We start from the raw sequence: 13,532 nt of genomic DNA on the forward strand, positions 1-13,532 counted from the left end.
CTGAAGCTAAAGGAATAATATGCCATGGCCGGTATTGATCCAAAAGAGTTTATGGATGAGCTTCATTTCTGCATCAACGAACAGGACATTATCAAGGCAAAGGCCTTGCTGCAATTTGCATCCGACCAGGATATGGATTTTTCCATCCAGCAAAAAGCCCTGTTTACCCTTGGCAAAGCCCCCGACGCCATTGCATTCCCCCTGCTTGAGCACCTGCTGAAAATTCAAATTTCAAATCCCGGGGTAAACGAGGCACTTTACGAACTCATCCTCGACAAATCCTACGGCAGAACCGACCTTGTTATAAGATATATCAACCACGAGCATAAAAAAAGCCGCCTTTTCTTTGTCCAGGCAGCAGGGGATCTGATGCTCAAGGAGGCAGCCCCCGACCTTGCCCGGATACTTGACCAGGAAAAAGACAGGGAAATTCTACTCGCCGCAACCAAGGCCCTGGGTGCTCTGAGGCTTGACCAATACCTGCCGAACCTTGCCCTGGTCCAAAAGAATTCCGACGTTGCAATCAGGAATGCCGCCATTTTTGCCATGGCAGAAATGGGCAATAAAGCAGCAATTGACACCCTTTTTTCAACCATAACAGACCCGGAAAACACCGATGAATCCAGACTTGTGGCCATCGAAGCCCTGGCCGGAATCCAGAACCAACTTGCCCTTGACTGCCTGGCCCGCCTCCTTGAATCGCCCCATGCCGACACAAGGGATGCAGCCATTGACCAGCTCATTGCCATTGGTAACAAGGCCGTACCCACACTGACCATGGCAACCCGCAATGCAGGTGTCGATCATACGATCCACCTGGTGACCACCCTCGGGTACATCGGTGATCCGTCAGCCCTTCCCACCCTGCTTGATATGATCAATGTCCAGCCGAATGACGCCAACATCCGCCAGGCCCTTTACGAAGCCCTTGCGAAAATCCCGTCAGTTAAATCGGCCATCTGCCTTACAGGCGGCCTTTCAGACAGTGTGGAAGCAGTGAGGATGAGCGCTGCCAGGGCAGTTGACAAAAACCTTTCCAAGGTGCTTGTGGCAGGTCTAAAGAATATTGTGCGCCAGGAGGACAAAACAGCCTGTGATGCCGTTGCAGCCCTTATTGATACCGAGGCAGACAGCATATTTAACTTTCTCCTGGACGAAGCGTCCTTTGTCCGGCTTGCCGCTGACCATGTCATAAACAAGGCAGACCCGGCCACCCGGCACCACTTCATGGACCTTTTGCGATCAAAAAACAGGGAAGCCCTTGCCGCTGACATGGAGGATAAAATTCAGGCGAACGATGCCCGGACCGGGAAGAGAGGCCTTGAAGTTTACGTGGTGGATGATTCAAGGATGATGCTCAAGCTATACCAGAACAAACTCCTGAAATTCGGACATCACCCAACGGTGTTTGAATTCCCGGAAAAGGCAATCGCGGCAATTTCAGCGTTAAAACCGGATATTTTCATCACAGATCTGAACATGCCGAAAATCAACGGTATCCAGCTGACAAGGGAAATCCGGCGAAAATACACCCGTCAACAGCTGCCCATTATCATGATCACCACCCAAAGCGACTTCATTGAGGTGGAAAAAGGCAGTCACCACGCCAGTGTCAACGATGATTATCTCATCCAGTCAGGAATCAACAGACTCATGCACAAGCCCTTTACGGACGAACAACTTGAAACAGCCATCCAGGCCGTCATCAACTAGGCCGGCCCAGAATAGATAATCTTGAACGGAATGGGAGGATATTTCCACACCGTTGGTTTGGGAAGAATCTGCTCTTCGGACACGGTCAGCCAGTTGGTATCAAACTTGACTTCCCTGAGGCGCCCCCCCTCAGAGGTAAGGGCGTGGGAGGTATAGGCATAGACCACGTTAAAGATGCATATCAGCCACTTACCCTCCCTGGCCACCACATAATTTTTGGTAAAACTACCCTGATTGATACCGGCAGACTTTGCGATTTCAACAACCTCCGCCCGGGTAAACCGCATGAGAATGGACTTTGAGATCCCGTTTTCATCGATCCGCAGAAGGGCCCTTGACTCGCTGCTGCCCACATAAACCGTTGTAATGCCCTCAAGTTTTCGAAAATACTGGGACGCCACAATGGCTGCCGTTCTTCTACCGCCTGCCAGCACCGGCATGCCGTAGTACTCGAAAAACTTCTTTTGAATATTGTCCGCGTACTTGTCCCCCTTTTCATAAAGATCCTTGGAGATGTATCGAAGGTCCCGGGCCAGATCTTCGGCTGCATCGGCAATGGGCCAGTCAATTCTGACATGAAAGTGGGTCAAGGCATAGCGGTCGACGGTTCCAGCCCGTATATCCCGCTGGATCAACAGGGCATAATCCACCGGAAGCAGGGTCTTCATGAAGTCAAAGAACCCAGCGGTATCCATGAATTTGAGATTACGGTGATATTCCTCACCCTCGGGAAAATCCCTGTGTTTCAAAAGATTGGTCTTTGTGGTCTTGTTGGCGTCAAAGTAACGGATATACTTTTTATGACTTTCGTCCACAAAAGCCTCGGAAAAAAGAATCAAAAAAGAGTTCTGGAGTTCAAACTCAACCGATGGAATCCTGGCCCTGGGTTTGAGTTCCCTTGTCTCAACAAAGGGATAGGGAATCTTCTGACGGAGAAAATTATCATAGGAATCAACCAGGGCATAGCCCAGGACAAACTGATCCATTTCATCCCTCAGAAGCTCGTAATAGGACCGCCTGAGCTTATCTTTTCGGCTTAACCGATTTCTTGTGCAGCAGAACATTCCCCTCCCTTTCAGTCCTAGTCCAGGGCCGTGACCCCGGGAAGTTTCTTTCCCTCCATGAGATGCAGAAAAGCACCGCCCCCGGTGGAGACATAACTCATTTTATCGGCCACCCCGCACAGATTCACCGCAAGGCCTGTATCTCCGCCGCCCACAACGGAAAAAGCATCGGCAGCGGCCACGGCAGCGGCCACCATTTTCGTCCCGTTGCAAAAGGGCTTCATCTCAAAGACCCCCATGGGGCCGTTCCAGACAATTGTTGCAGCCCTCTGGATGGCCCGGGCAAAAATCGCTCCTGTTTCAGGTCCGATGTCAAGGGCCATCCAGCCCTGGGGGACAGCTTTGACATCCACAACCCGGGTCTGGGCATCGGCGTCAAATCGGTCGGCCACCACCAGATCCACGGGCAGGATCAGGTTAATTTTTCGATCCCTGGCCTCTTGAACAATATGGGCAGCCGTTTCAACCAAATCCTCCTCTACCATGGAAGCGCCGACATCGTTACCCTGGCTCTTTAAAAAGGTGTTGGCCATGGCACCCCCGATTACAAGGGCATCCACATGGTTGAGCATATTTTCAAGGGCCCCAAGCTTGCTGGACACCTTGGCCCCCCCGATGATGGCCACAAGGGGATGAACAGGATTTTCAATGGAATCGTGAAAGCATTTCACCTCTTTTTCAAGCAAAAACCCGGCACAGGCTTCACGAACAAACCGGGTGATGGCAACGATGGATGCGGCAGTTCTATGGCTTACGGCAAAGGCATCGTTGACATAAACCTGGCAGAGTTCGGCAAGGGATCGGGCAAATTCCGGATCATTTTCTTCCTCTCCCTTGTAAAACCTGAGATTTTCAAGGAGGATAATCTGACCCGGTTCAAGCTGGTCGACCCGTTCTTTCACCTTTGGACCGATGCAGTCGTCGACAAACACCACCTCGAAACCCAAAAGTTCAGACAGCCTTTTGGCCGCAGGTGCAAGGGAGAGGGAGGCCGCGGGCTTTCCCTTGGGCCGGCCCATGTGGGATGCAAGAACAATCTTTGCCCCTTTGTCCACAAGATAATTAACCAAGGGAAGTGTCGCCCTTATCCGGTTATCATCGGCAATGTTCCCGTTTTCATCCATGGGCAGGTTGTAATCCACCCGTACGAGAACCGTTTTTGAGTTAAACTCAATCTCGCGTACTGTTTTCATGAAACCCTCCTGAAACCCTCCTGAAACCGTTGTCTCTTATTTTTTGGCCAGCTGCTTTTTCCTTGACCACCGCTCAAAAAAACCGATCATACCTGCCTGTTCACTTCGTTCAATGATCTCCTCATGGACCGGAACCCCCTGGGTGCCTGCCATGGCACACCGTAAACAGGCGGTCTTAAAGGGACAAAGGTACATGCAGTCATCGGGTGTTTCACGCAATCCCCGGGGGCTCATGGGGAATACCTTGTCAAGATTTCCAAAGCAGTCGGGTCTTTTTGGTTCGTCCCTATCCATACTGAATATCAAACTCCCTTTTTAACTCTGCAATAATCCCCTGGTCGGCAAAACTGTAAAAACGCTCCCCCCCGGTAATCAGGTGCTCGTGAACAGTTATCCCGGCATGGGCCAGGGCAAAAAAAAGCCGCCGGGTAATGGCAAGGTCTTCAGGGGACGGAGAGGTCTCCCCCGAAGGATGGTTGTGGGCAAAAATAAGGGCCGCAGCCCTGTGCTCCAGGGCCTTTGCAATGACCTCCCTGGGATAAACAGCAGACGATGAGAGGCTGCCCTCGAACAAAATCTCACTGGCAAGCACCCGGTTTTTGGCATCCAGAAAGATACCGACAAACACCTCCCTGGGTCGATGGCCAATGGCATGTCCAAGAAAGGCGCAAAGGTCATGGGAATTTTTCAACACCGTCTTTGACCGAATCCGTTGTTCAAGATAGCGATCCGACACCGCCTTGATGAGTTTGATGCCCAGCACATTTGAAGGCCCCACTCCGTTCACCCGGCAGAGCTCCTCCACACTTGCCTCAAACACCCCCTGGAGCGTCTTGAATCGATCCAGAAGGGCCTTTGCACTGGGTTTACAGTCTTTTCTCGGCGTATTAAGGGTCAGGAGAAGCTCAATCACCTCATAGTCAAGAAAACCGGATATTCCATTGGCAAGGAACCGCTGTTTGAGTCGACTGCGATGCCCCGTGTTTGAATTCCTGCCCGGACCGGCCCCATTCGGACCGGCCCCATTTAAACCGGCATTATTCGGATTCGTCGTCTTCGGATTCGTCTTTCCAGGATCCGCTGTCGTCGGGTTTGTCGTCCTCTGATTCGGTGGAATCTGGTTCATGGCTCTCCCCGGCATCGAATTCATCTGGACCCTCATGGGGATCAACACGGCCCTCTTCTGACTGTTCCGATGCCTCAGATTCGTCTTTTTCCTCCTCTTCCTCCTCCGGAAGCCTTGCAGCGCCAATGAGCTTCTCACCGGGGCTCAAATTGATGAGCTTGACCCCCTGGGTGTTGCGGCTGATGACGGAAATATCCTGGATACCGGTTCTGATAAGCTTGCCCCCATCGGTCACGAGCATGAGTTCATCCTCATCCTCCACCAGAAGCAGCGCCACCATCTTTCCGTTGCGCTCGGATGTCCGGATGGAAAAGACACCCTTGCCGCCCCGGGTCTGGGAGCGGTACTCCTGGATCAGGGTCCGCTTACCATATCCGTTCTCGGTAACGGTGAGAAGGGTCTGGCCGTGGTTAAGAACCTCCATGCCCACCACACACGACCCTGGATCAATGCGCATGCCCCTGACCCCCATGGAGCCCCTGGCCGTTGTCCGGACATCGTTTTCGTCAAACCGGATCACCTTGCCGCCCTCACTGCCAAGGAAAATATCGGTCTTCCCGTCGGTGATACCTGCGGCAATGAGTTCGTCATCATCGGCCAATTTGATGCCGATGAGCCCACCGGATCTGGGTCTTGAGTAGGCCATAAGGTCGGTTTTCTTGACCCTGCCAAGCTTTGTGGCCATGACCACGTAACGATCCTCCACAAATTCGGGAACGGTGAGAACCGTTGCCAGTTTCTCGCCCTGTTCAAAGTTCAACAGGTTGACAATGGCCTTGCCAAGACTTGTCCGGCCAGCCATGGGAAGCTCGTACACCTTGGACTGGTAGACCTTGCCAAGGTTGGTGATGAACAAAAAGGTGTGGTGTGTGGAGGCCACAAAGAGGTGTTCGACAAAATCTTCATCCTTTGTGCCCATGGCCGTCTTGCCCTTGCCTCCCCGGTGCTGGCTGGCATAGAGGGTAATGGGGTTGCGCTTGATGTAGCCGCTTCGGGTAACCGTTACCACCATATCCTCTTCAGCAATGAGATCCTCGATGTTGATCTCACCTGTGGCCTCGACAATCTGGGTCCTGCGGTCATCCTGGTATTCGTCTTTAAGCTCGGTCAACTCCTGTTTGATGATATCCCTGACCACCTGGTCACTTGACAGTATCTCCTGGTACCAGGCAAGATCCTTGAGCAGCTGGGCATACTCTTCGTTGATTTTGTCCCGCTCAAGTCCTGTGAGGCGCTGGAGGCGCATCTCAAGGATGGCCTGGGCCTGGATCTGGGTCAGTTCAAAGCTCTGTACAAGGCCAGCCTTGGCCTCTTCGGGCGACTGTGACGCCCGGATCAGAGCCACCACCGCATCCAGATTGTCCAGGGCCTTGATCAGTCCCTCCAGGATGTGTGCCCGATCCATGGCCTTTTTCTGGTCAAACAGGGTCCGCCGGATAATCACCGACCGCCTGTGGTTGAGAAACTGCTCGAGAAGCTCCTTAAGGGTAAAAAGCTCGGGGCGGTTGTTGACAACGGCCAGAAAGATGATACCAAAGCTTGTGTGCATGTTGGTGTGTTTGTAGAGCTGGTTGATCACCACGTCGGGAAACTGGTCCCGCTTGAGACCAATGGCGATGCGCATGCCCTGGCGGTCGGATTCATCCCTTACATAGGAGGCACCCTCGATCACCTTTGCCCGCATGAGTTCTGCGATCTTCTCCACAAGCTTTGCCTTGTTCACCTGGTAGGGAAGCTCGGTCACAACAATGGTTTCAGCCTTTGTCTTGGAGTTGACCTCAACCTCGACCTTTGCCCGGACCGTTATGATGCCACGCCCTGTGGTGTAAGCCTCATGGATGCCCTTCCGACCGTAAATCTTTCCGTAGGTAGGAAAATCCGGCCCCGGGATATGGATCATGAGTTCTTCGATGGTGATGTCGGGTTTTTCCAGAAGAGCGATGAGTCCCTGGACCACCTCACCGATGTTGTGGGGAGGAATGTTGGTGGTCATGCCCACGGCAATGCCTGAAGATCCGTTGACCAGCAGGGCTGGAAATTTTGTGGGAAGCACCGAAGGCTCGGCCATGGTTTCGTCGTAGTTGGGAATGAAATCCACGGTCTCTTTTTCAAGATCGGCCAGCATCTGGTGGGCGATCTTCTTCATCCTGACCTCTGTGTACCTCATGGCGGCCGGAGAATCACCATCCACGGACCCGAAGTTACCCTGGCCGTCCACCAGGGTGTAGCGAAGAGAAAAGTCCTGGGCCATGCGGACCATGGTGTCATACACGGCCGTATCACCGTGGGGGTGGTACTTACCAATGACATCACCGACAATTCGAGCCGACTTTTTATAGGGTTTATTCCAGTCGTTTCTAAGCTCCCGCATGGCAAACAGCACACGGCGGTGAACCGGTTTCAACCCGTCCCGAACATCGGGAAGCGCCCTTCCAATGATAACGCTCATGGCGTACTCGAGGTAGGATTTCTTCATCTCCGTCTCGATGCTGATCGTATTGGTGATCTCTTCTTGATTTAGCATGAACTATCCTTCTTAATATTCCCTTTAACTCTGTCAGGTTCCACAATGGCCTGGAAATTTGCAAAATAGATGTCGGCCAGGGTCAGGAAAAGCGTTATTATCAGGGGGCCATAGATAATCCCCAGAATGCCGTAAATTTCAAGCCCTCCGATGATTGAAAAAAACACCACCAGGGGGTGCATCTTTACCCTGTCCCCAACGACCTTTGGTTTAAAAACGTATTCAATGCCCCAGGAGAGAACGGCGTAGAGAACCAGAATAAAAATTCCGGCAGCCATTCGCTCTTTGAGCATGAGGATCAGTCCCGTTGGAATCAGCACAACCCCGATTCCAAGGATGGGCAGAAAAGCCAGAAAGCCCATGATGACCCCCCAGAGAAAGGGAGAGGCAAGGCCCAGCATAAAAAAAGCGCCCCCACCCACAACACCCTGGATTAATCCGCCAAGCCCGTTGCCCACAAGCACGGCCCCTGCCATCTCCTTGAATTTACAGAAAAGCTTTTCATTGTGCTCGTCTGCAAGGGGTGAGATGTCATAGATATAATCGACAAACCTTGCCCCATCGATAAAGAGATAAAAAACAACAATGAGCATAAGACAAAAGTAAAAAATTATCTTAAACACATTGGACGCGACAAAGCTTGCCTGCTGAAACAGATAGAGCCCCACCACACGGCCAAGTTCTGAAACGGGCTTGACCATCTCCTCCCAGGAAAAAGAAAGGTCAAACCCCATGGTGGCCAGCAGGTGGTTCACCCGCTCCAGGACATGGGTATTTTCAAGGACCTGCTTAACCTGATTACCAAGCACCGCACTCTTTGCCATCTGATAAAGGTCATAGGCCTCCTTGGAGAGTACTCCGACAAAAAAGAGCACCGGCACCAGAACTACAAAAAAGATCACCAGGCAGGTGATCATGGAAGCCAGACCTGGCTTGAGCCGTCTCTGGAGAAGTCTGTTGAGCGGAGCAAAAGCACCCATTACCACCAACCCCATAACAATGGTGGCAAAAAACGGGGACAACAGCCAGCAGACCAGAATAATGGCGGCGGAGAACAGCGCCAGAAAAAAGAAAAAAACCGCCTTTTCCGAGGTGGTCTGCCCTCTGGGACCGCCATTGGCGTTTAAAGAATCACCGGTCTCCCTTGATTCCATGGAACTATCGGCCCAGGCACCCTAATGCTGCAATGAAAAGGAGTGCCTCATAAATGATAACCTGGGTAAAGCTGCCGAAAAAATGGTAGACAATTCCGCCCCCGATGATGGCAGGCACTGCCGTGAAGACCATGATGCTGAGTTTTCTGCTAATGTCCATAATAAAAGCCTTTTTATATTCTTATAGATCATAGTTGACAAATCAACCTGTTTTTTACCACTTGAACAGTCCCAAGTAAAGAAAAAACCAGCGGTTAAGGCTGCAGATAAAATAAGTCCACCCATCTGGGACAGGATTTCAGCTTGTATTCAAGGCACATCACGGGGAGCAGTGAAATATCCACCCTTTGATGCAACGCAGAATACAAGCTGAAAGACAAGCAAGATATATGGATTATTTATTCCTGAATCCTCTATCGTTCAATGATCATGCCCATACCCATGCCGCCGCCGATACACATGGAGATCAATCCTGTGCCATAGCCTTTTCTCTTCATCTGATTAATGGCTGTCACCATCTGACGTGCACCGGTGCACCCGATGGGGTGGCCAAGGGAAATACCACTTCCAAGCTCATTGGGACGTTCAATATCAAGCTTAAGCTCCCGCATGCAACCAATGGCCTGGGATGCAAACGCTTCATTAAGCTCAACCATTTCAATATCATCAATGGTCATGGCGGTTCGTTTCAAGAGTTTTCTGACAGCAGGAACAGGACCAAGGCCCATGTAGGCAGGATCAACACCGCCTGCGGCAAAGGCTTTTACCGATGCATAAATTTCAAGCCCCATACTATTGGCCTTTTCCCGGTCCATGAGCAGCACAGCTGCCGCACCATCATTGATGCCGGAAGCGTTGCCTGCGGTAACGCTGCCGTCTTTTTTAAAGGCGGGTCTGAGCTTGGCGAGTTTTTCAAGACTTGTCTCCATGGGCCGCTCATCCGTGTCCACAAGGGTTTCCTGGCGTTTCACCATCACGGGAACAGGAACAATCTCCTGGGCAAAGGTGCCATTCTTGATGGCAGCACGGGCCCGGTTGTGACTCAGAAGCGCAAGGTCATCCTGCTCCTGGCGGGAAATTCCGTATTTCGCGGCGATGTTTTCAGCGGTCAGCCCCATGTGGTAGCCGTAAAATATCTCGTAAAGCCCATCAAAGACCATGAGATCAAGGATCTCACCCTTGCCGGTAAGTTCCATGCGGTGGCCCCAGCGGGCCTTGGGAAGGGCCATGGGCGCATTGCTCATGCTCTCCTGACCACCGGCCACGACAACTTCGGCTTCGCCCGACATGATGGCCTGGGCCCCCAGGGCAATGGCCTTGAGACCGGATCCGCAGATTTTGTTCACGGTAAAGGCCGTGGTCTGGCGGGGAATCCCGGCAGCGATCATCGCCTGGCGGGCCGTATTCTGGCCCTGACCAGCCTGAAGTACATTTCCCATGATCACTTCGTCAATGATAAGGGGCTGAAGTGAGTCATCATAGTCATACCCCTTTTTTTCAAGGTCAATCATGCCCTGGCCGTCCAGGGAATCTGGTCCAAAATTCTCCCCTGCCACGGGCCTTACCCCGGAACGTTTTAACAGGGCCTTCATAACAATCGCCCCAAGTTCAACAACAGACACACTCTTTAACGTACCGCCAAAGGAACCAACGGGTGTTCGCACACCCCCTACGATCACTACATCTTTCATGTCTAATCTCCTGGTCGTTGATTTTATGCTGTTTTTAAACTATATCTGACACCATAACCTTCGTACAAACGGGATGGTTCAGCCAATAACTAATAACAAATACAATTTTCAAATACAAGGAATTAACACCATGTGCCTCATCCTTGCCGCCTATGAAAAAACACCCGGAAAACGCCTCATCATCGCTGCCAACCGGGATGAATTCCTGGACCGGCCCACCCTGCCCATGCATTGCTGGGCAAAGGGGTCCGGGATCATTGCCGGAAAGGATATCAAGGCCGGCGGGACATGGCTTGGGGTCACGAAAAAAGGCCGGTTTGCAGCCATCACAAATTTTAGAAAACCATCGCTGCAGCGACAGGATGCCCCGTCAAGGGGAGGCATCGTCACAGATTTCCTTGAATCCAACCTGGATCCGGCGACGTTCCTGAACAGATTCAAAACCCAGGCACAGCGTTTCAATGGATTCAATCTGCTTGCAGGGGACCAGAACTCTCTTTACTGGTTTTCCAACATCAAGGGCAGCCCAACCAGACTTTTACCCGGATTCTATGGGATAAGCAACCATCTGATGAACACGCCATGGCCCAAGGTGGCAAGGGGCAAAAAAGCCCTGGAAAAATGCCTGAATAAAACCGGAGATATCACCACGGATGCGCTTTTCCCCCTGCTGGCAGACAGAACCCGGCCCCATGACGACGAACTTCCAGATACCGGGGTGGGGATGGCGTGGGAACGTCTGCTTGCACCGATCTTCATTGAGAGCCCGACCTACGGAACCCGATGTTCAACCATCCTCATCATCACCCAGACCGGGGAAATAGACATTTGTGAACGAACCTTTGATCAAAACCAGAAGGACCGATACACCCAGAAATGCTTTTCCTGGAATCAGAATCCAGAATAACCCACATGGATAGCAGGCACAACGAAGCATGAAACAAGATGATACAGAGCAGGCGATAGTACCATTTCGCCCCCTTTAGTTTACAATGTTCCGGTCAGGGCGACCAAAGAGGGCTCTAAAGTCGAGACTTTCACAATGATGTTTCGACAGGAGTTTCTTATAAAAACCGACACGGCAGGAACAGGGTATCTGCCCTGGCCACAACGAATTTAGAAACTCGACACCAGAGGTGGGCGGGAACGGGTATTGCCCGCAGCGGATTAAACGGCAGCGGTCAGCATGGACGCTGATGGAGCTGCCGTTTCCCTCGGAGCAGCCCAGGACGGGCTGCGAGAATGAGCGGAGGGTAATACCCGTTCCCGTCTACCGGTCCGACGAGTGTTTCATATAACCCACATGTCCTGCCGGACACAACGAAGCATGAAACACGATGATACCGGGCAGGCGATAGTACCATTCCGCCCTCTTTGGTTACCCTGACCGGAACGGTAAACGTCGGGGGGATTTTTGCCCTTCCAGACTAAAGCGCAGGAACTGCGGGCTAAAGTCCTCAAACAGCCTGCGCTTCTTAACGCCTGGAAGGGCAAAAATCCCAACCCCTTTGGTTTACAATGTTCCAGTCAGGGTAACCAAAGAGGGCTCTAAAGTCGAGACTTTCACAATGATGTTTCGACAAGAGTTTCTTATAAACCGGCACGGCCGGAGCGAGGTATGGCTCCGGCCTCAACGAATTTTGAAACACCTTCATTGACAATACTTTGGCGAGTGTTTCATATAAAAAAATTCACCCCCAGGGGTCAGAAATTTAAGATTTTTTCGTTTTTTTAAGGGCTATCCAGGCCTCAAGGCGCTGCTTTACAACAGCCTCGTATCCCCTGTCCGTGGGCAGATAGAACCGTTCTTGCCTGAGCCCTTCTGGAAGATATTCCTGGGGAAAGTACCCGCCCACATGGTCGTGGGCATACTGGTACCCCTGGCCATACCCCATATCCTTCATCAGGCGGGTTGGCGCGTTTCTGACATGGAGGGGAACCGGCAGGGAACCGGTCTCTTCGACCTTTTTTTTCACCCGTTTATGGGCCATGTAAACGCTGTTGCTCTTGGGGGCCGTTGCAAGATAAACCGCAGCCTGGAACAGGGCATCGTCCCCTTCTGGAGATCCCAGGAAACGGTAGGCTTCCAGGGCGTTCAGGGCAACGCCAAGGGCGCCGGGGTCTGCAACCCCCACATCCTCAGTGGCAAACCGGACCATTCTGCGGATCAGATAAAGGGGATCCTCGCCTGCTGCCATCATTCGTTCAAGCCAGTAGATGGCACCATCCGGGTCACTGCCCCGGAGACTCTTGTGAAAGGCAGAGATAAGATTGAAGTGCTCTTCCCCGGACTTGTCATAACGCAGGGCCTTTTTCTCAACCGCAGCCGCCACATCCTCCGGCGTAATGGCAGAAGGGGTTTTACCGCCCGCCCCTTTCCTGGCCGAGGCATAGACACCGATGGTTTCAAGGGTGGCAAGGGCTGCCCGCACATCACCGTCGGCAGTGGCGGCAATATAGTTCAAAGCCTCGGCAGAAAAAATAATCCCCAGGGAACCAAGCCCCCGGACCGGATCTGTTGCGGCCCGTTCAAGGATGGTGACGATGTCCCGTTCCCCCAGGCGATTAAGGGTAATCACCCGGCACCGGGAGACCAGGGCCGGGATCACCTCAAACGAGGGGTTTTCCGTTGTGGCACCCACAAGGACGATGGCCCCTGTTTCCACATGGTGAAGAAAGGCATCCTGCTGGGCCTTGTTGAACCGGTGGATCTCGTCCACAAACACAAGGGTTCTTCGACCCCGGATGCGGCGCTGCTCCTTGGCCGTCTCAATAACGGCCCGTATATCCTTGACCCCGGAGAGCACGGCTGAGAGCTGCATAAAATGGGAGCTGGTCTCTTTTGCAATAATACCGGCAAGGGTGGTCTTCCCGCACCCGGGCGGTCCCCATAAAATCGTTGAAAAGACCCTGTCATTGGTGATGGCGCTGTGGAGAATCTTGCCGGGTGCTGCCACATGGTCCTGCCCCACGACCTCACCAAGGCGCTGGGGCCGCATCCTGTCTGCAAGGGGACGGAACGGGGAGCCTTCCTCATCTTCTCCACCATCGAACAGATCCATCTCCA

General features: G+C 52.4%; 11 protein-coding genes. 2 read left to right on the forward strand and 9 right to left on the reverse strand.

Annotation, left to right across the window (positions count from 1 at the left end):
- The first annotated feature begins 24 nt into the window (after positions 1-24).
- Positions 25-1,713: a response regulator gene (locus HRM2_RS18030; protein ID WP_015905462.1), complete on the forward strand. Its 1,689-nt coding sequence runs from the start codon at positions 25-27 to the stop codon at positions 1,711-1,713.
- Here HRM2_RS18030 and HRM2_RS18035 read toward each other — a convergent pair.
- From HRM2_RS18035 to HRM2_RS18065, 8 genes are all read right to left on the reverse strand, one after another.
- Positions 1,710-2,777, reverse strand: a complete 1,068-nt coding sequence (locus HRM2_RS18035; protein WP_015905463.1) for a hypothetical protein — start codon at positions 2,775-2,777, stop codon at positions 1,710-1,712. The genes HRM2_RS18030 and HRM2_RS18035 overlap by 4 nt on opposite strands.
- A 17-nt stretch (positions 2,778-2,794) precedes the next feature.
- Positions 2,795-3,970 carry a phosphoglycerate kinase gene (locus HRM2_RS18040; RefSeq protein ID WP_015905464.1) on the reverse strand — a complete coding sequence of 392 codons (1,176 nt, stop codon included), beginning with the start codon at positions 3,968-3,970 and terminating at the stop codon, positions 2,795-2,797.
- Between the two features lie 36 nt (positions 3,971-4,006).
- Positions 4,007-4,264: a hypothetical protein gene (locus HRM2_RS18045; protein WP_041273363.1), complete on the reverse strand. Its 258-nt coding sequence runs from the start codon at positions 4,262-4,264 to the stop codon at positions 4,007-4,009.
- On the reverse strand, positions 4,257-5,096 hold the full coding sequence (radC, locus tag HRM2_RS18050; protein ID WP_015905466.1) for a RadC family protein: 840 nt from the start codon (positions 5,094-5,096) through the stop codon (positions 4,257-4,259). The genes HRM2_RS18045 and radC overlap by 8 nt, the downstream gene beginning before the upstream one ends.
- On the reverse strand, positions 5,008-7,620 hold the full coding sequence (gene gyrA, locus HRM2_RS18055) for a DNA gyrase subunit A (protein ID WP_015905467.1): 2,613 nt from the start codon (positions 7,618-7,620) through the stop codon (positions 5,008-5,010). The genes radC and gyrA overlap by 89 nt, the downstream gene beginning before the upstream one ends.
- Positions 7,614-8,774 carry an AI-2E family transporter gene (locus HRM2_RS18060; RefSeq protein WP_015905468.1) on the reverse strand — a complete coding sequence of 387 codons (1,161 nt, stop codon included), beginning with the start codon at positions 8,772-8,774 and terminating at the stop codon, positions 7,614-7,616. The genes gyrA and HRM2_RS18060 overlap by 7 nt, the downstream gene beginning before the upstream one ends.
- A 4-nt stretch (positions 8,775-8,778) precedes the next feature.
- Entirely contained in the window at positions 8,779-8,934 is a 156-nt protein-coding gene (locus HRM2_RS27170) for a hypothetical protein (RefSeq protein WP_187149275.1), read from the reverse strand.
- 253 nt (positions 8,935-9,187) lie between these two features.
- The gene (locus tag HRM2_RS18065) at positions 9,188-10,465 is read right to left on the reverse strand and encodes a thiolase family protein (RefSeq protein ID WP_015905469.1); all 1,278 of its coding nucleotides are present in this window, start codon (positions 10,463-10,465) and stop codon (positions 9,188-9,190) included.
- A gap of 130 nt (positions 10,466-10,595) precedes the next feature.
- On the opposite strand from HRM2_RS18065, the gene HRM2_RS18070 reads away from it, so the two are divergent.
- The gene (locus HRM2_RS18070) at positions 10,596-11,372 is read left to right on the forward strand and encodes an NRDE family protein (protein WP_015905470.1); all 777 of its coding nucleotides are present in this window, start codon (positions 10,596-10,598) and stop codon (positions 11,370-11,372) included.
- An 805-nt stretch (positions 11,373-12,177) separates the two neighbouring features.
- Here HRM2_RS18070 and HRM2_RS18075 read toward each other — a convergent pair.
- Positions 12,178-13,527 carry a replication-associated recombination protein A gene (locus tag HRM2_RS18075; protein WP_041274098.1) on the reverse strand — a complete coding sequence of 450 codons (1,350 nt, stop codon included), beginning with the start codon at positions 13,525-13,527 and terminating at the stop codon, positions 12,178-12,180.
- Positions 13,528-13,532: the final 5 nt, after the last annotated feature.

The sequence above is a fragment of the Desulforapulum autotrophicum HRM2 genome, from assembly GCF_000020365.1.
Classification (GTDB): domain Bacteria; phylum Desulfobacterota; class Desulfobacteria; order Desulfobacterales; family Desulfobacteraceae; genus Desulforapulum; species Desulforapulum autotrophicum.